Below are 18,182 nucleotides of genomic sequence, written 5' to 3'. Positions count from 1 at the left end.
CCCCCAATGACTCACGTTCCGCTCCCACCGGCCGTTTCTCAGTCCACTTTCTCCGAAAAGAGGCACTTTCTCGGCGGAAAGCCGCCACCCTACACATTATATCCGGGCCAGAGGAACCCCTACTTTGGCCGGTTCTCTTCGTAGGCCCAGGCCAACCACTCCAGGCCGAAAGCCATGTCCGCCGGATCGACGGTCGGTCCGCCCCAGAACCGGAAGCCTGGGGGGGCGTCGCGGTAGGCTCCAACGTCATAGGCCGCGCCTTCCGCCTCCAAGCTGGAAGCGATCTTCTTGCAGAAGGCGGCCTGCTGATCGGCCGGCAGTTTCGTGAACCAGTCGGCGGTCAGCTTCAGGCAAATGGAGGTGCAGCTTCGAATCTCTGGTTTGACCGGGAGGAAATCGACCCAGGGGTGTTTGGCGACGAAGCCAGCCACGGCCGCCAGGTTATCGGCGCTGCGAGCCAGCAAGGCGTCCAAAGCGGTCTTGCCCTTGTAGCTGAGTGCCTTCGCCCACTTCAGGGCATCGATGTAGTCCTCGGTGGCGAGCATTGAAGGCGTGTTGATCGTCGATCCCTCGAAGATCTCGGTCATGACTTTGCCGCCCTTGGTGAGCCGGAAGATCTTGGGGATCGGCCAGGTCGGGGTGTAGCTTTCGAGCCTCGCGACCGCCCGGGGGGAGAGCACCAGCATGCCGTGCGCGGCCTCACTGCCCAGGCTCTTCTGCCAGGACCAGGTCACGACGTCCAGGCGTTCCCAAGGAAGGGGCATGGCATAGACTGCGCTGGTTGCGTCGCAGATGGCCAGTCCCTGGCGATCGGCCGGCGGAGCGAAGCTGTCGGGCACTTTCACGCCACTGGTCGTGCCGTTCCAGGTGAAGACGACGTCATCGTTCCAGTTCACCTTCGCCAGATCCACGATCTGGCCGTAGTCGGTCTTCATGACCGTGGCACTGAGCTTGAGTTGCTTGGTCACATCGGTCACCCAGCCCTGGCCGAAGCTCTCCCAACTCAACATGGTCACCGGCCGGGCACCCAGCAGGCTCCACAGTGCGCACTCGACCGCCCCGGTATCGCTGGCAGGGACGATTCCGACGAGGTAATCCTTGGGAATACGGGCAACCTCGGCGGAGAGCGTGATCGCCTGCTTCAGGCGGGCCTTTCCGTTCTTGGCCCGATGGGAACGACCGAGCCAGGCGTCGACCAGGACGTTAAGACTCCATCCCGGTCGCTTGGCGGTCGGGCCAGAACTGAAATACGGCGAGCGGGGCTTGTTCTGAGGTTTGTTCACGAAGTTTCTCCTCTGCTCAGGGCCGATCCCAGAGACCAACGCGAGAGCGGCTTCCGGCCGATCGATCCTCGGGGACCCAGGTTGCACACTTCATGCCGCACGGCTTCAGGAGCCCAATGTAGGCGCAACCAGCCTGCGGTTCAAGGTCGGTGTCTCGCGTGGTCGCGTTGCGGTCAGGCGCAGACGCCTGAACCGGCCCAAGCCCGCGGACGGTCCGGGCAGCGAACCTGCGACGACGGATTGACCGAGGGTCCCGGCACTGCGGGTGGACCCTCGCTTGCTGATCCCCCTTGCGGCCATGCCGTTCAGTCGCGATCCGGCGGCTTCCGGCCCCCTGCCCCCTCGGCGGCAGAAGCGTGGCCGGGCCGTTTCTGCACAGAGACCCACAGACTCAAGGGAATTCCGACCAGCAGGTTCACCGCCAGGGCCACCAGACTGATCCACTGGAAGCTCCACGGCAGCCCGCCGAAAATCATGTCCTTGTAGGCGATCAACACCGCCGCAAGGCATCCCGCCAGTGTCCCCATGGTCGTGCCGAACGGGGTGGCGAACGGCACGAACAAGGCCATCATGAACAGGCCGAACAGGGGAGCGACGAACACGTGATTGGTGCGGGTCGTCACCTCCATCAAGTTCCCGGTTACGCGGCTCATCAGCAGGCTCAGTCCTACGCAGACCAGACCGACCAGCAGGGCCAGGGCCTGGGCTCGCCGCACGTTCGTCTTTTCACTGGCCGCACGATGGCCCAGTCGATCGATGAAATCCGTGCTCAGCACCGAACAGGAGGAATTGACCCCCGCTGACAGGCTGGACATGGCCGCGGCGAGCAGCGCGGACATCACCAGGCCAGTCATACCGGGGGGCAGAAAGCGGACGATGTAGTACGGGAAGAGCCGGTCCCCGTGAATTCGGAGGTCAAGGCTCTCCTTGAGATAGAGCCCATCGGCCTTCAGATGCTCGGGATGGGCGCTGAAGAAGCCCAGCAAGGCGAATCCCAGAGCCGCGAGCAGCAGGGTCACGAACACGTTGGACGCCAGGGTAATCAAGAAGGCCTGCCTTGCGGCCCTGGCGTCGCGCGTGGCCAGGTACCGCTGAATGGCCAGCTGATCGGACCCGGCGGTGCAGATCCACCACAAGGTCATGAACACGATGGAGCCCCCCACCGAGGCACGCACCGTCGGATCGAAACTGATGAGAGGCTGCTGATCCCAGTTCGCAGACCACGTGCTGGGCCACCAGGCGCCGAAGCCGCCCATGTCCCAGGTAATCAACAGCAGTGCCCCGACCGCGCCCGCGAAGAGGATGATGGTCTGAATCACATCGGTCAACACCACGGCGCGGATCCCGCCGAGGAAGGTGTACACCAACGTGACCATGCCGATGACAACGGCGACGTACGGCGTCCACTTCTCATCCCACCGCAGAACGGGAATCAGGATCTTGTGGGCGGTGATGTGGATGATCAGGGCCATCCAGAGAAGACGAGTCAGGAGGAAGATCACCGATCCGAGAAGACGGACCCGCAAGCCCAGGCGCGTTTCCAGAACCTCATAGGCGCTGTTGTACGGCAGGGCCATGAAACGCGGAATGAAGATGTGGCAGACGATCAGATAGACGATCGGCAGGCTGACCATCCAGCAGATGACGGCTGGCCCCTTGTTGATCATCTCGCCGGGCAGGGCCATGTAGGTGATCGTGCTGAACAACGTGGAGAACAGCGACAGACCGATGGACTTGGAGCCCATCTTGCGCCCGCCGAGCATGTAGTCTTCAGTGCTTGTCGTGCGGAAGGAGTAGTAGACACCGATGCCCAGCATTCCGGCCGCATAGAGGACCACGACCAGCCAGTCAATCAGCGGCATGCCGCCCACTTGGCTGCCGAGCCCGCCAAGAGCCGACACGGCCAGATTTGCGGAGCAAGCGCAGGACACAGAAGCCTCCAAGGGAAAGGGAGCGCCCGTTCGCGGAACAAACGGCAGTGATCATCCGTCAGCCGGCGTAGAGGGGAACGAACGCTCGCTGGTCAAGATGCGTCCGCAGCAACTGCTGGCCCAAAGCGACATTGCCGTCCAGGATGGCCTCCAGGACCGCCCGATGCTCATCCAACGTCTGCCGAACGCGGGTCTTCCACTGCTCTCCGGTGATGATCAGGGGGTGGATGATCGGCAGGGGCGCTCGCTCATAGAGCATTGCCAGGCGACGGTTGCCCGCGGCGTTGACCAAGGCCTCGTGAAACCGCCGGTCCGCCTCGGCCACTCCCAGCAGGTACTCCTCGCGAACCAGCCGCTCCAACTGGTCGCAGGCCTCGCTCATCAACCGCAATTCCTGGGTGTTGTTCTTGCCGAGGCGTACGACGCGCTCGATCGCCCCCCCCTCGAGCATGATACGAACCTCAATGATCTCGAGGATATCCTCCGCCCTGAGGTCGGGAACGAAGTAGCCGGTCTTGGCCCCCTTCTTCAGAAACCCCTCGGCCTCCAGGCGCGCGAACGCCTCGCGAAGCGCCGCCCGGTTGACCTCGAGCCGTTCAGCCCACTCCGTCTCCCGCAATCGCTCGCCGGCCGGCAATTGCTCCAGCACCAGCAACCGCCGAAGCCGTTGGTAGGCCCGCTCGCGAAGACAAGCCCGATCCGGTTGTGGTATTGACATGGCCACACACTTTCTGTTAAAAGCACGCTCAATTAGAGTTTACAGGAAGGGCTTTTTTCTGTCAACAGAAAGCCCGGCTGAGTCACGACAGACGCCCGAACCACAGGGCCTAACGGAGCTTAAGACAGACATGAGACCGAGTGTCGTCAAGGCCAAGCTCGCTCGCAATCAACCCGTGCTTCTGACCATGCTGCACTTCACTGATCCGTCGGTCTTCGAGATGACCAGCCTGATGGGCTTTGACGGAATCTGGATGGACCTGGAGCACCATTTCTACAGCGTGGAGACCGCCGCGGTGATGATGCGGGCTGCCCGGGTCGGGACGGCCGACATCCTGGCCCGATGCGCCAAGGGCGAGTTCATGCGTATCGGGCGGCTGCTGGAAGCCGGTGCTCAAGGGATCATGTACCCGCGTTGCGACGGGCCCGAGGAAGCTGCCGAAGCGGTCAAGTGGGCCAAGTTCGCGCCGCTGGGCAAGCGCGGCTTTGATGGCGGTAATCCGGACATGCCCTACTGCAGCATGCCCATGGCTGACTACGTTCGCCATGCCAACGAACAGACCTTTCTGCTCATGCAGATCGAGGAGCAACAGGCCCTGGACGCGGCCGAGGCGATCGCTCGGGTGGAAGGTGTCGACGGCCTGTTCTTCGGGCCGGCTGACTACTCGGTGCTCAGCGGCTTCCCTGGCCAGTTCGAGAGCCCGCGGATCCAGAGGGCAGTCGAAGCGGTGGCCAAAGCCGCCAAGAAGACGGGAAAGCACTGGGGCACGCCCGCGTTCCACGCCGACCACGCCAAATGGCTGCTGAGCCTGGGGGCGACGGTCTTGTGCCACAACGCGGATCTCGTTCTGGTCAAGGAGGGTCTCAAGCGGATCCAGGAGCAGTTCCGTCCATTGGGTTTCCAGTTCAGCAACCAGCTGGACCGCACCGCCCAGGGTTATCTGCAGGGGAGGTGATTCATGGCTGGTCATCGCATGTTGATTGTGGGCGTCGGCTCCATCGGCGAGCGTCACACACGGACGTTCAAGGCCACGGGGCGGGTCGAGCTGTCGATCTGCGAATCGAACGAGACGCTGCGCACCGCGGTCGCGGGGCGCTACGGGATCACCGAGGCCTTCCCCGACCTGGACGAGGCCTTGAACAAGGGCCGCTTCGACACCGTGCTGATTGCCACACCATCGCACCTGCACATTCCAATGGCCATGAAGTGCGCTCTGGCGGGCAAGAACCTGTTTATCGAGAAGCCGTTGAGCCTCCGCCTTGACGGCATCGAGCCATTGCGTCAGGTGATCGCAGACCGGAAGCTCAAGGCTGCCGTCGCCTACACCTATCGTTCACATCCGGCCCTGCGATCCATGAAGGAAGCAATCGATTCCGGCCGATTCGGGAGGCCGGTGCAGATCGTCGGCACCTGGGGCCAGCATTTTCCGAAGTATCGGCCGGCCTACCGGCAGATTTACTACACCAGCCGGACCACCGGCGGCGGCGCCATCCAGGACGTGCTCACCCACGCGGTCAACGCCGGGGAGTTCCTGGTCGGGCCGATCGACCGGATCATGGCTGATGCGGCTCACCAGGTTCTTGAAGGCGTCACTGTCGAAGATACCGTGCATCTCATCGCACGCCACGGCGGAGTCATGGGCTGCTACAGCCTGAACCAGCACCAGGCTCCAAACGAGAACACGCTCACGGTGATCTGCGAGCGCGGCACCGCCCGCTGGGACCTGAACAACGCTCGCTGGCAATCCATGATCGAGCCCGACGCGGGCTGGAAGACCGAGTTCGAGTTCTCTAGGGAGCGCGACGACATCTTTGTCAACCAGGCCAGGCTCTTCCTCGATGCCCTCGAAGGCAAGGGGCCTTTTGCCTGCACGCTGGACGAGGGGCTGCAGACCCTGCGCGTCAACTTGACGGTCCTTGGCGCGGCGGATCACCCGAACTGGGTACCTCTGGCACGATGACCGGATGCGAGCACACAGGAGCCACTCAGGACAAACGAGATGAGCACTACTCCCGCACCAGAGCCGACCGTTCAGACACTGTTCGACTTGTCAGGCAAGGTGGCCCTGATCACCGGCGCGAGCGGATACCTGGGGCAGTCCTTCTGTCGGGCGATGGCGGAAGCAGGCGCATCCGTGGTGGTCACCAGCCGCGACAAGACCAGGGCCCAAAGCCAAGCTGCCTCCCTGCCGGTGATCGGGCGAGCCAGCCATCTCGGCGTGAGCCTGGATTACTTCGAACCCGCATCGATCGAACAAGGCGTCCGGGAGACGCTCCAGGCCGCCGGGCGAATCGACATCCTGGTCAACAACGGTTACGAGCGCGTCACCGCCGACTGGCGAGACATCACCGCGGAGCAGTTCACCCGTCAGTTGGCCAACGCGACCGGCTGCTTCCTCCTGGCCCGGCATGTCCGGAGCCACGCCGTCGAGCGCAGGGGCGGGGCCAGCATCATCATGATCGGTTCGATGTACGGTGTGGTTGGCTCCTATCCCGACGCCTACACCGACGTACCCATGTCCAGCCCGGTGGCCTATCACGCCCTCAAGGGTGGCATCCTCTCAATGACTCGCCATTTGGCCGTCTACTGGGCCAAGGACGGCGTCCGGGTCAACTGCCTGACGCCCGGGCCCTTCCCCGCTCCCACGGTCAGTCCGGCGATGGTCCAGAAGCTCTCGGCCAAGAGTCCCATGAAACGGATGGGCCGGCCATGGGAACTCAAGGGCGCCCTTGTCTTCCTGGCCAGCGATGCCAGTTCCTACGTCACCGGGGCCAATGTGGTCATCGACGGCGGCTGGATGGCCTGGTAGGACGCCGCTTTTCCGGCCAGGGGGCGATCCCCTTGATTATCGGACTGATGCTCTGCCCTTCGGCCGGCCGATGGCCAGAGGCCGCCGCCACCACCCGCGTTGGGGCCACGAATCTCGTGCTCCCAATGCGGGCGGGTTAATGCGCCGGACTCGTTCACCCGATGACACAACAGGAGACAGGCCCTCTCCGGACGAAAGGAGTGCGGCACGACTCATGATGAAGGCACAGGCTGCGGTTCAGGAACCGGGGTAACGGCTTCGCTCGCCGACGCTCGTCTGCGGCTCCGCGCGCTGTTGGCCGCTAACGAAGACTGGCTGATCGAGCGCGTTCTCCATTACGCCAAGCTTCACGACTACACGAGGTACACCTCCACCCTGAAAGAGGCATGGCGATTGTCCATCGCGGGGCTGTCCGATGCCCTGGTCACGGCCATTGACGTTCACCAGGATGTTCCCGAACTGGACCCGAGCGAGGATTTCCTGCGAGATCCCTGCTCGCACTTTGGCCGCATCGAGGCCCAGCGGCACCGGGCCCGGGGCATCACTCTGTCCATGTTCCTCGGACTGATGAAGTACTACCGCCAGGCCTACATCGATCTGGTTCGCGATTGCGGCAGTTTCGGCGACACAGCGGATTTGACCACCCTGTTCGTCGAGCGCTTCTTCGACCGGGTCGAGATCGGATTCTGCACGGAATGGGCCGGCACCAGCGACGAGCACTGCCTAGCCGAACTGCGGGACACGAACCGGCGACTCGCGAACGAGAAGAACAGATTCCTGACCGTCTTTGAAAGCCTGTCGCTGCCGGTCCTTCTCCTCGATGCCGATGGTCGGGTACAACATGTCAACCTCGCCGCCGCACAAGTATTTGAGGGTGCCCTCACACCTGGCGCCTCCTACTACAACCCAAGCCACCGCAAGCACGAGGTCTCCTGGCTGGCCGCCGAACTGGCCGCCTTCCACGACCAAGCGACGACAGAACTCACCTTCGAGAAGGCGTTTCATCAACGCGGCCGCCAGCGGCACTTCGAGATCAAGCTGTGCCGTATGCTCGATATCAGCGACAAGTTCGCCGGCACGCTGATCATTCTGAACGACATCACCACGCGACGGCTCGCCGAGCGGAAGCTTGGGGAGACCAACCGCGAGCTTGAACGCAAGCACACCGAGATGGAACAACTCATCCACACGGTCTCGCATGACCTGAAGTCGCCGCTGGTGACGATCAGCGGCTTTGCGAGCTACGTCCAGCAGGACCTCCGGGCTGGCCGTGTCGAGCGGCTCGGTGACTTCATCCACCGCATCCAAGGCGCCGCCGACCGGATGAAATCGCTGATCGAGGAACTGCTCGAGCTCAGCCGCATCGGTCGCGTTGTTGACACGCCGACGACCGTGGACGTCCATGAGCTCGTCCACGAAATCGTGGCCCTGCATCAGCCCCGTTTGGCAGAGAAGAACATCAAGCTGGTTGTCGCGAAGACCCTCGGCGCCCTGCACGCCGATCGCACGCGGCTGACGCAGCTTTTCGACAACCTTATCACCAACGCCATCAACCATGGAGCAAGGCCGGAGGGATCCGTCATCGAGATCGGGCTTCGGGGCACAAGGCATGAACTACGATACTTCGTGCGGGATAACGGCCCCGGAATCCCCAAACGCTATCACGAGCAGGTCTTTGAGCTGTTCAGCCGCCTGGACCGGGAAACGCCGGGCAGCGGTGTTGGTCTGGCGATCGCCAAGCGCATCGTGACGGTTCTCGGCGGGCGCATTGGGGTGGAGTCGCGCGTTGGCGCTGGGGCCACGTTCTGGTTTGCCCTTCCCGGATCCCTGGCCCGCTCGATGCCCAAGCCGCTCTCCCGCACCCCCGTCCGGATCCGTCGCAGGGCAACTGTGATCCGATCCGCAAAAGCGCCTCCGATCGGGCGGCGGAATCTCGAGATCAACACCCTGCCGACCCGCGACTCCCCCGGCCAGACGACAGGCCACACCCCTGTCCCGCCGGTCCGATGAACGCCTTACCGCGGCGGGTGCCCGCGATTTGATCGCGTTGACCGGAACCACCGCCGGCTACCGTGCCTCCAGCGCCTTCAAGATCTGCTTTTCAAAGTCCGGATCCGTCGGATTGCCTTCCCACACCAGCTTGCCGAGGCGTCCTACGATGAACGCGTGCGGAATGCCCGAGACGCCGTATTCGGAAGCCATCTCGCTGCCCGTTCCGATGACGTACTTCACGGGCCTGTTTTTCATGAAGTTCTCGATGCCGCGGCGACTTTGATCGGTCATGCCCAGGATACACAGCCCGCTGGAAGCGTGTTTCTCGTGCAGTTCATTGAGGTGGGGGATGCCGGCAATACACGGACCGCACCAGGTGGCCCAGAAATCGATCACCACCACCTTCCCACGAAGGCCGGCCAACGTCGGGGGTTTGTCGGTGTTGAGCCAGTCCTTGGCCGCGATCTCCGGCGGGATGGAGTTGAGCTTGGGCGGCCGCTTGGAGGGCGCGGTGGCCGTTGGCACCTGATCCTCGCGGCCCTCAGGCACCTGTTTGGGGTCCAGTGTCGCGGGACGGTCCTCGAGGATCACCCTGTGGTAATTCGCCTTTGGCAAGGAGGGCGAGAGGGGCTTGGTTTTCTTGAGCGAGGAATGCGTCAACTCGGGGCTGGTTGAGGAAGCCGAGTACGCGAACCGAGCCTCGTCACCCACTTTCTTGTCCATCTCGGACAAGGGGAGGACGATGCTGTCAACCCGCACGCGGCGATTCTTGGCAACTTCGAGGTAGCGGATCGAACCCCGGCCCTTGGAGTCGCTCATGAGATGCGTCGATGACCTGGCATCGAGCAGGATAGAGTAGTACAAGCCCTGCCGCGTGGGCCAGGGGTTGAGGGCGTAATCCCGATCGATCTTACCGGTGACCTTGCCGTTGCCGTCGAGGTCAAGCGACAGTGAGGCACGGTCGCCGATCTTGCGGCCGTCGCGGGTCTCACCCAGGGCATCATCGCCGTCCTTCCAGAGGATCGCCTGAACATAGAGGTATTTAGCATCACTCCAAACCGAAAGGCGAAGATCGGCGTTGTCACAAAGGACCGTCGCCTGCTGCTGGGGAAAGGCGAAGGCGCCGTTCCGCTTCAGGTCGGCCTCCGAGGCCGGCCGCGTGGCGGGGGTTGCACCGAAGGTCATCGTTCCGAGAAGGAGACCGACGAGTGCGCTCGAGGACATGGGGGACTCCAGAAACAGGCATTCGCTGAGGCGGCACACCCGCCATGGCCTTGCAGTATACCTCGGTCCACTCGCAGGGACCACCCACCACGATCGAAGCAGACCCTCGAACCCGCGGACGCCGCCACTTCTCAGGATCCCGTCTCGCCGTAGTGCATCCCGCGACGTTGAGCGAGGGCGTGAACCACGACCGCCATGGCGACCGCCGCGGTTTCGATGCGCAGGGTATTGGGACCGAGGGAGACAGGGGTGACGCCCGCGGCCAACAGGCTGCTCACTTCACCGGGCTCCCAGCCGCCTTCCGGGCCCACCAGGGCAAGCACTCGGCCGGCCCCGGCCAGAGCATCGAGCAAGCCCACAATCGGTTCCGGAATCACGCCGTCGCCGGGGCTGAGTCCGACCAGGACAAGTCCGTACGAAGCCCGGTCGGCCAGGACTTGGGCCAGTGTTCGCGGCGCGTGCAGCCGCGGCAACCAGCACTGGCCGGATTGCTTCGCCGCCTCGACGGCCTTTCGCCGCCACTTCTCCAGCCGATGCCCGGAGACGCCTGCCACCGCTCGCTCACAGAGCAGGGGGACCAGTTCAGCCACGCCGAGTTCGGTGCATTTCTCAACCAGGACGTCTTGCCGCGGTTCCTTGGGCGGGGCAAAGCCCACTACCAGTTGCGGCCGTAGACGATCTCTAAACGAGATAACGCCCGCATCGATCACGACCTCCTGACGCGATGCAGCCATGATCCGCCCCTGCGACTCTTGCCCCTGACCGTCGAAGAGAACGACCTGATCGCCGGCCGATAACCGACGGACACGGAGAACGTGCTGGGACTCCTCCGGGGAGAGAACGACCCGCCCGGCGACCAGAGCCTCGATGAAGAAACGTGGCGTACCCACGCTCAGTATTATCGGATCTGGAGGCGAACCGGGCAATGAAGTCCGCCTCGCAGCTGGTCGATGCAGGCTGTATGTCAGAATCCGCCACCCTCCTCGACGCACCTAGGCCCGAAGCCACCTCAGCAGAAGCTGGTGGAACGATGATACAGACGGCCGAGGGCACCGGTGTGATCGCAATCGAGGCCCCCGATCAGACCATTGATGCCTTGCTCGATGAGGTTTCGATGCTCGCCGAGGCGGTCGAGGCATCAGCGGACGCCGGCGAGGCGAACACGGCCAATACCCGCACCGCGCAGGAAGGCGACGCAATCCCCCAGGCTGCGACTCCGGCAGCGTCCGAGCCATCAGCCGAAGTCCCCGCCGACGCAGCTACGGCGGAACCGGCGGCCGAGGTATCCGTACTCTGCACCCAGCCGCCGTCGCTCGCTGATCGGACTTCGACGGGTCCAGCCGAGTCGCCGCCAGGACCTACCCCGGCGGAGCAGCCCGACGCAGGTCCTGCGTCCCGGCATGGGGGGGAAACCCCTGCCGCCAATCCTTGGGCGGATGAGGTCGCCCAACTTGAAGACCAATGGGCCCACAGCCCCGAAGAGGCAGCCAAGGAGGCCGCGATTCCATCCGACGGACCGGTGGCGACCAATGCCGAAGCCTCGTCGTCGGGCACAGCTGCTCCCGCCGCCGAAGGTGAGCGGACAAATGGGGGCACCGTCAGCTCCCCGCCCCAGGGCACAGGACGGTTCCGGGCCCTGGCGTCGGTCGCCCGCACCGCCCTGGCCGGCCCTGTGCTGGTGCTCGTCGTCCTCGACAAGCCGTTCGCCAGGCTCAGCCCCGGCCTCAAGAACCTCATAGGGTACGCGGCCATCGCCACGATGATGGTCGCCTCGGCCTGCTGGATCCTGGCCCCCAGGATCCGATCGATGCTAGAATAGTTGCCCCATGAACGACTTATTCAACAGACACATCGCCGATATCGTGCCTGCTATTGTCGCTCTTCGCCACGACCTTCACGCGCACCCCGAGCTGGCCTTTGCCGAACATCGCACCGGTACGAAGGTCCGAGAATGGCTCTCCGCCCTGCCCAACGTGAAGTTGCTGCCCCCGCTCCTGGGCACCGATGTTGTGGCAATCCTGAACGCGGATCGGCCGGGACGATGCGTGGCAATACGGGCGGACATGGATGCCCTTCCCGTTGTCGAGGAAACCGATCCCGCCAAAGTGCCCTACCGCTCGACCGTCCCGGGCGTGATGCACGCCTGCGGACATGACGCTCATACTGCCATCCTGGTCGGCACGGCCATGGTTCTGTCACGCGTGGCGGACCAGCTACCCGGCAAAGTCAAGTTCATCTTTCAACCGGGTGAGGAGGACGTCGGCGGGGCCGAAGGCCTGTGCGCCAAAGGAGTCATGACCAACCCGAGGGTCGATGGCATCTTCGCCCTGCATGCCTGGCCCAATCAACCGGTCGGCATGATCTCCCTTCGTCGCGGCCCGGCCATGGCCGCCAGCTGTTCGTTCTACATCACGGTGCACGGTCAGGGCAGTCACGGAGCCTATCCGCAGCGAGGAGTCGACCCCATTCTGGCGGCCGCCCACATCGTCACGGCTCTACAGACAATTGTCGCCCGCAACGTTGCTCCGATCGACGCGGCCGTGGTGACGATAGGTGCCCTCTCAGGGGGCATCGCCAGCAATGTCATCCCTTCAGAGTCCCAAATGAAAGGCACGATCCGCTTTTTGCGACCGGAGGTCGGCGAGCACGTCCAGAGGCGGGTTCGCGAGATCGCGGAGAGTATGGCCGTCGCACTGGGCGCCACGGCCGAGGTTCGACTCGAGGCCGGCTGCCCCCCGACGATCAACCACGAGCGGATGTGCGATCTGATCGAGAGGACTGCTCGGGAGGTTCTGGGGGCCGAGTGGTTTTTCGGCGACGAGCCGCCCAGTCTGGGCGTCGAGGATTTTTGCTATTATGGAGAACATGCCCCGGCGGCCATGTTCCGCCTCGGCGTAAGACCTTGCGGACAAGAAAGTTGTCCGCCGTTGCACAACCCACAGTTCGATTTCAACGATGAGGCGACCGCCCGCGGAATGCAGATGTTCTGCGAGCTTGCCAGACGCTTTCTCGCCACATAAGTACCTCAGAAACGCCGATTTTCGTCTTGCGGGCACTTGTGCGACCCGATATAATATATAATACCGGAATACCCAAGCTCGGGATCTGACCGAGTTGCCGACCAGATCCCGGGTAATGTATTCTCCATATTGACTGTGAGGCTTAGGTTTGGGACAAGAAGCTGGCGATCGTCGTCAGCGGCGGAGAAGATGATCATGGCACGATTGGGCAGGTCAACTGCGGACCGGCGGCATGGATTCACTCTCATTGAAGTCCTGGTTGTGGTGGCGATCATCGCCCTGCTCATCTCGATCCTGTTGCCCTCGTTGACCCGAGCCCGCGGGCAGTCGCAATTCGTGGTGTGTCAGACGCACCTGAAGGAGTTCGGGAAGGCCATCTCCATGTACTCCATGGAGTACAAGGATACGCTTCCCGGGCCCCAGCACCCCGCTTTGCTGACTCATACCCCGGCATGGACAAACAATCAGTTCGTGCAGGATCACTACCTGCCGAACCTGCTGCGCAAGTACTTCGCCCAGCGCGGCACTTCCACGAATTCGATCGCTGATCAGTTGGCCACCTGCCCCTCCTATCCCGTGCCTGATGGTGTATTCAAGCAGAACAACATCACGCCGACGCACTACGTCATCAACACGTTTGGGAACTCGAATCCGGATATCGACGAGCTCGCCAACCCCTTCAACTCGTATTTCTTCGGATTCACGCACGGCGGCATCCTGAACCAGGCCAACTGGGAGAGCACCTACGGAACAACTCCCCAGAAAGCCGCCCTGTATCGCCCGAAACGCGTGTCCACCATCCGGAAGCCGTACCGCAAGTACGCTCTTGCGGACGCCTTCTGCAAGCCTTTTGCCAATGATCCAGGAGGCGAACTGCGGGCCGGACTGCCGGAGGGCAGCTGGCGGATCAGTGACGACTACGCCGCGAACACCGGGAAGAGCCTCTCGAAATCGCCGTTCCATCTCGGAAGTGGATACAAGAAGGGATCCTCCACCGAGTATCAGGGCAAGACCGCGGTCGTGTTCCTCGACAACCACGCGGAGGGAGTCAACCCTGAGTACTGGAGGAAATACGAGAACCTCTTGCTCAGCGAGAAGTAGCAGCGCCGCCTCATGAGAACACGCCGTCTTGGCCGGGGTGAGCGGCCCGACGGCGATCTGGCCTCGGACAATACCAAGGGCATCGGAGGAGGCGGTTATCGGTCGCGCATTTCGCGCAGCGGTTCCACCCTACAGACGCGACGTACGGGCGAAGACAAGTGAAGAGTGCGGGGGGCAGGGTCGATACCAGGAAGTGTGCATCCACCGGAATAGCGTGAATCCGTCCGGCGAACTCTGCGTCGCCGGGAGATCCTTGAACACTGTTTCTTCTAACCAACGAAGGAGTTGGAAAGCCATGACCACGAAGTACACTTGGGGGGCCATCCTCATCGTGCTCGCCACGGCGGTCAACGCGATGGCACTGCTGGATACGGAATACATCATCGAAGGTGGAACGGATGCGACGGGCACGATCCACGGCCAACACCGGGACTGCTGCTACGCCGAGACCGGAACCGGCTGGTACGGCACGTCAGCTCACAGCAAGGCGGCCGGCCTTACGGTCGGCATCCAGGGCCGATTCTTCACCTACGATACCGGCACGGCCAGCAACTACGGGACGTTCACCTTCACGCCCCAGGCCACCGGCCCCTACGAGGTGTACGTGACCTGGGGCAGGTCGACCAACAACAACACCTTGGTCGACCACATCCTCGAGTTCGATGACCCCTCGAATCCGGGCAGCAAGACCACCAACACATGGGTGCTGAACCAGAATCAGGACGGCGGTCTATACGATCAATGGAATCAGCTCACCATTGACACGACCACGCAGTTCACCATGACCGCGGGCCAGCCCTACACGCTCACGGTCAAGAAGACCCAGACCGGCGGCACGGGCGCCCGTGTCATGTGCGACGCCGTCAAGTTCATTTTCAAGGGACATGGCTGCACGGACGTCCCTGATGTCGGCGTTTTCCAGGGAGCACTGATCGCCGGCGACACCAGCGTTACGGTGACCGGCGTCGATCCCGAGGCGACCAAGGTCAGCGTCTATGCCAACGGAGCCAAGATTGGCCAGAACACCAGCCCGGGTGGGGCCACGACGGTTACCGTACCGGTCACTGCTCTGATCAGCGGACAGACGATCACCGCGACACAGAACAAGGTGGTGGGCGAGCCGGCCTTGGATACGGAGAGCTGCCTGCCCGCGACCGGTCCGGTGGTCAACGACTGTGCCCAGGTTCCTGCGGTTGCCGTCGGCAGCGTGGTTCTGGCCGGCGACACAACAGTAACCGTTTCCGGCGTGAGCCCAAGCGCCACTGCGGTCACGGTGTACTCCAACGGAACGGCGATCGGGACGAACAATGCTCCAGGCGGCAACGCCACGGTGATCGTAGCCGTCACTGCCTTGGTGGCTAACACCAAGATCACCGCGACCCAGAGGTTCCGCACGTTGAATGGCTGCGCCCCCGCGGATGGTCCGGTGGTCGGTTCGTGCGAGCAGATCCCGGCCGTCACCGTTGTGGGCCTGGTGGATGCCGGACGCACCCAGGTCCGTGTGGCCGGCGTGTCCGCGAACGCGACCGCGGTGAAGGTCTACGCCAACGACGGAACGACCGACACCCTGATCGGGACGAACAACGCCCCGGGCGGCAACAGCACCGTGCTCGTGAACGTGACCGGGCTGGTCCTCACCCAAACGATCAAGGCCACGCAGGTGATCCGCATCGAAGGCTGCATGCCTGCCACCGGCCGGCGGGTCATGGCCTCCTGGGTCATCGAGGATTTCGAGGACGGGGTCATTGATGCAGATAACCCCTTCCCGACAGGCACGTACCGCACGTGGTACGACGTCGGCGACGGGGGTTATGCGGCCACGATCGCGGCCTCCGGGGGGCTGTTCGGCTCCAAGGCCATGAAGATCTCGGACAACGGCTATCAGAACGGCATGTACGCCATTTACGAGCAGGTCATCCCCGCCACGGGCGTCTATCACATCAAGGTCAGCATGCTGGCGGACGAGAGTGGAACGGGGGCCAATCTGGCCTGGATGTCGACCTACCAGGTCGGCGTTCTGGTCAACGGGCAGCACCGCGTGCATCCGGCTTCCCTGGCCGGCGTCACGACTGATACAGGTGGCGTCATCGGTGATTACACTCCTCTGACCGAGAACCAGGATGGCGTCGGCATCGATGGAGCCATGAAGCTGGCCTACACCGGCTCCTTCTCAGCCAACGCCGGCGACAGCCTGTTGATCGTCTTCTCGACCAATGTCGCCAACTATGTGACAACCGGGGCATCGGGCACCAGTGCCGCCGGTTACCCGGCGATGTGGGTGGACGACATCACCCTGGGTGAAGGCGAACCGCCTTGCGTCTGCCAGCGCGTTGGGGCAGTCACCATCAATACCGGGCCGCTCGAGGCCGGCGAGACCACCGTAACCGTCAGCGGCGTCAGCACCAGCCCGCCGGCCACGATGGTGACGGTGTACACTTGGGACGGCGGTGACAATTGGACCAAGTTGGGCGAGGTCGTGCCTTCCGCCGCGACCGCCAACGTCGCGGTGGCACCGCTGGTCAAGGGCAAGACGCTGGTTGCGACTCAGACGCTCAGCATCTGCGACCCCGCCCAGGACATGGAAGGGTGCAAGGGCAAGGTCGGACCAGTGGTCGGCCTGGGCAAGAACACCGGATTGCTCATGTCCGTCGGCATCCGCGAGACCGGCGGCACGGGACCGGTGGGCGCTGATGGCGGGATGACCGGAAACATCGAGTGGCTCGGTCCGACCACGACTGTCGGAGGTGCCCCGCAAGGCAAGCAGGTGCCGGTCGATCCAGACTGGCAGACCGTGACCTTCACGCCGGGCGTGGACAAGGTTCTGAGCTTCAACGCCGGCAACGGCATTCTCGACGGCAGTTGGGGTGTGCTCGAGCACCTGGCCTTTGCCATTGACACGACCACGCCAAACACCGGTCGATACACGGTCTACATCGACAACATCTACAGCGGCACAACGTTGCTCACCGACTTTGAGAGCTACGCACCCGCCGCGAAGGTCATCTTTGCCCAGCCGACCTACTCAGGCACAACCGCCGCCAACCTGATCACCCCGCCGAACGTGGCGGAAGTGTCCGAGGAGCAGGCCGACGGAGCCGGAACGAAGTCGCTGAAGATCTCATTCCAGTTCGTCGATGCTCAGCAGAAGCGATGGCTCCGCCTGACCTCAGGGAAGATGCCGACCGCTCAGGAGTTGCCGAACCCGCTGATCGCGCTGGGCCAGCCCATCACGATGCGTGTTCTGCTCAAGGGAGCCAAGGATTGCGGAGCGGTCTTCGCCGATCGTGACGTGGACAACGACGTCGACCAGGTGGACTTCGGCGAGTTCCAGAAGTGCTACACCGGCACCACCACCGGCATCCCCGCCGGCTGCGAGTGCTTCGACCGCAACGGCGACGAGAAGATCGACGCCGCGGACCTCATCGCGTTCACCAACTGCTGGAGCGGTCCGGCGATGGCGGCGGACCCGAACTGTGACGAGTAGCCTCGGCCAAATCGACGAGTTCAAATGACCAGCGGAAGGGCCGGTTCCTGGTGGACCGGTCCTTCCACTTTTGTGGGGACCAGCAGACTGGCCGACGAGGATGGCACCCCACCGGCAAAGACGGCATAGCGGATCATGGCGACCACCCAGGACAATCCGAACCTCGATCGGCAGCAGTTGATCTCAATGGCCGTCCTGGGTACTGAGCGCGACGGGGCGGTCCCGCCGCTGGTCGATCCTAGCTCCAAGTTCTTCTCCACCGCTCGGCGACCCGTGACCCAAAGATGCCGACGTTGAACGCGACCGCGTTGGTGGCCGCCGGCGTGCAGCTCAATGTCCTCCTGGCCCTGAGTGACGAGGGCGTCTCGAGTTCTGAGCATGCGATCGCCGCCAGGCTCGCGGCCATGGGCGTACCCGCGTCTGCCTGTACCCTGGACGTATTCGCCGATCTCATGGCTGTCGCAATCCAGAAACAAGACACCAGTCGATGGGCCTCAGGACGGGACCTCACCTCGCCGCGCGAGCAGGCTGAGCCCATGCCAGACTGACCGCGAGGTGCTTGAAGGCCAAGCGCTTCCCGAGAGCGCAGAAGTTGGGCGATCACCGTAGCTAAAGCGCCC

General features: G+C 63.3%; 15 protein-coding genes. 9 read left to right on the top strand and 6 right to left on the bottom strand.

The window, feature by feature from the left end; all coding sequences use genetic code 11:
• Window positions 1-119: 119 nt before the first annotated feature.
• The 3 genes from KA354_04605 to KA354_04595 all read right to left on the bottom strand — a co-directional run bounded on the left by KA354_04605 (window position 120) and on the right by KA354_04595 (window position 3,932).
• Window positions 120-1,283, bottom strand: coding sequence for a phosphoserine transaminase (locus KA354_04605; protein ID MBP7933912.1), 1,164 nt, complete (start codon window positions 1,281-1,283; stop codon window positions 120-122).
• Between the two features lie 305 nt (window positions 1,284-1,588).
• Window positions 1,589-3,214: a sodium/solute symporter gene (locus tag KA354_04600; protein MBP7933911.1), complete on the bottom strand. Its 1,626-nt coding sequence runs from the start codon at window positions 3,212-3,214 to the stop codon at window positions 1,589-1,591.
• Between the two features lie 58 nt (window positions 3,215-3,272).
• Window positions 3,273-3,932: a GntR family transcriptional regulator gene (locus KA354_04595; protein ID MBP7933910.1), complete on the bottom strand. Its 660-nt coding sequence runs from the start codon at window positions 3,930-3,932 to the stop codon at window positions 3,273-3,275.
• Window positions 3,933-4,062: 130 nt separating this feature from the next.
• Between KA354_04595 and KA354_04590 the strand changes: the two genes are divergently transcribed.
• The 4 genes from KA354_04590 (at window position 4,063) to KA354_04575 (ending at window position 8,751) form a co-directional block, all read left to right on the top strand.
• Window positions 4,063-4,887, top strand: a complete 825-nt coding sequence (locus KA354_04590; protein MBP7933909.1) for an aldolase — start codon at window positions 4,063-4,065, stop codon at window positions 4,885-4,887.
• Window positions 4,888-4,890: 3 nt separating this feature from the next.
• The gene (locus KA354_04585) at window positions 4,891-5,892 is read left to right on the top strand and encodes a Gfo/Idh/MocA family oxidoreductase (GenBank protein ID MBP7933908.1); all 1,002 of its coding nucleotides are present in this window, start codon (window positions 4,891-4,893) and stop codon (window positions 5,890-5,892) included.
• A gap of 39 nt (window positions 5,893-5,931) precedes the next feature.
• The gene (locus KA354_04580) at window positions 5,932-6,741 is read left to right on the top strand and encodes an SDR family oxidoreductase (protein MBP7933907.1); all 810 of its coding nucleotides are present in this window, start codon (window positions 5,932-5,934) and stop codon (window positions 6,739-6,741) included.
• 294 nt (window positions 6,742-7,035) lie between these two features.
• Window positions 7,036-8,751: a PAS domain-containing protein gene (locus KA354_04575; protein ID MBP7933906.1), complete on the top strand. Its 1,716-nt coding sequence runs from the start codon at window positions 7,036-7,038 to the stop codon at window positions 8,749-8,751.
• 57 nt (window positions 8,752-8,808) lie between these two features.
• Here KA354_04575 and KA354_04570 read toward each other — a convergent pair whose 3' ends face one another.
• On the bottom strand, window positions 8,809-9,957 hold the full coding sequence (locus tag KA354_04570; protein ID MBP7933905.1) for a TlpA family protein disulfide reductase: 1,149 nt from the start codon (window positions 9,955-9,957) through the stop codon (window positions 8,809-8,811).
• A gap of 131 nt (window positions 9,958-10,088) precedes the next feature.
• The gene (locus KA354_04565; GenBank protein MBP7933904.1) at window positions 10,089-10,847 is read right to left on the bottom strand and encodes a 16S rRNA (uracil(1498)-N(3))-methyltransferase; all 759 of its coding nucleotides are present in this window, start codon (window positions 10,845-10,847) and stop codon (window positions 10,089-10,091) included.
• A gap of 140 nt (window positions 10,848-10,987) precedes the next feature.
• Here KA354_04565 and KA354_04560 point away from each other — a divergent pair, with 140 nt between their 5' ends.
• From KA354_04560 to KA354_04545, 4 genes are all read left to right on the top strand, one after another.
• Window positions 10,988-11,776, top strand: coding sequence for a hypothetical protein (locus KA354_04560; GenBank protein ID MBP7933903.1), 789 nt, complete (start codon window positions 10,988-10,990; stop codon window positions 11,774-11,776).
• Window positions 11,777-11,783: 7 nt separating this feature from the next.
• Window positions 11,784-12,977, top strand: coding sequence for an amidohydrolase (locus KA354_04555; protein ID MBP7933902.1), 1,194 nt, complete (start codon window positions 11,784-11,786; stop codon window positions 12,975-12,977).
• Between the two features lie 195 nt (window positions 12,978-13,172).
• Window positions 13,173-14,078, top strand: a complete 906-nt coding sequence (locus KA354_04550) for a prepilin-type N-terminal cleavage/methylation domain-containing protein (protein ID MBP7933901.1) — start codon at window positions 13,173-13,175, stop codon at window positions 14,076-14,078.
• A 295-nt stretch (window positions 14,079-14,373) separates the two neighbouring features.
• Window positions 14,374-17,562, top strand: a complete 3,189-nt coding sequence (locus KA354_04545) for a hypothetical protein (GenBank protein MBP7933900.1) — start codon at window positions 14,374-14,376, stop codon at window positions 17,560-17,562.
• Window positions 17,563-17,582: 20 nt separating this feature from the next.
• On the opposite strand, the gene KA354_04540 is transcribed toward KA354_04545, so the two are convergent.
• Complete coding sequence (locus tag KA354_04540; GenBank protein ID MBP7933899.1) at window positions 17,583-17,810, bottom strand: hypothetical protein; 228 nt, start codon at window positions 17,808-17,810, stop codon at window positions 17,583-17,585.
• 36 nt (window positions 17,811-17,846) lie between these two features.
• On the opposite strand from KA354_04540, the gene KA354_04535 reads away from it, so the two are divergent.
• Window positions 17,847-18,110 (top strand): hypothetical protein, encoded by a 264-nt coding sequence (locus KA354_04535; protein MBP7933898.1) that lies wholly within the window; start codon window positions 17,847-17,849, stop codon window positions 18,108-18,110.
• Window positions 18,111-18,182: the final 72 nt, after the last annotated feature.

The organism is Phycisphaerae bacterium (assembly GCA_018003015.1).
In the GTDB taxonomy this organism is placed as follows: domain Bacteria; phylum Planctomycetota; class Phycisphaerae; order UBA1845; family PWPN01; genus JAGNEZ01.
Note: the sequence above shows the minus strand (reverse complement) of the source record. Positions and strands in the feature narration are given on the sequence as shown.

Excerpts from the sequence above, each read along its gene's own strand:
- KA354_04595 (MBP7933910.1), bottom strand. The coding sequence starts at position 3,932 with ATGTCAATACCACAACCGGATCGGGCTTGTCTTCGCGAGCGGGCCTAC.
- KA354_04590 (MBP7933909.1), top strand. The coding sequence starts at position 4,063 with ATGAGACCGAGTGTCGTCAAGGCCAAGCTCGCTCGCAATCAACCCGTG.
- KA354_04580 (MBP7933907.1), top strand. The coding sequence starts at position 5,932 with ATGAGCACTACTCCCGCACCAGAGCCGACCGTTCAGACACTGTTCGAC.
- KA354_04545 (MBP7933900.1), top strand. The coding sequence starts at position 14,374 with ATGACCACGAAGTACACTTGGGGGGCCATCCTCATCGTGCTCGCCACG.
- KA354_04560 (MBP7933903.1), top strand. The coding sequence starts at position 10,988 with ATGATACAGACGGCCGAGGGCACCGGTGTGATCGCAATCGAGGCCCCC.
- KA354_04570 (MBP7933905.1), bottom strand. The coding sequence starts at position 9,957 with ATGTCCTCGAGCGCACTCGTCGGTCTCCTTCTCGGAACGATGACCTTC.
- KA354_04550 (MBP7933901.1), top strand. The coding sequence starts at position 13,173 with ATGGCACGATTGGGCAGGTCAACTGCGGACCGGCGGCATGGATTCACT.
- KA354_04585 (MBP7933908.1), top strand. The coding sequence starts at position 4,891 with ATGGCTGGTCATCGCATGTTGATTGTGGGCGTCGGCTCCATCGGCGAG.
- KA354_04535 (MBP7933898.1), top strand. The coding sequence starts at position 17,847 with ATGCCGACGTTGAACGCGACCGCGTTGGTGGCCGCCGGCGTGCAGCTC.
- KA354_04555 (MBP7933902.1), top strand. The coding sequence starts at position 11,784 with ATGAACGACTTATTCAACAGACACATCGCCGATATCGTGCCTGCTATT.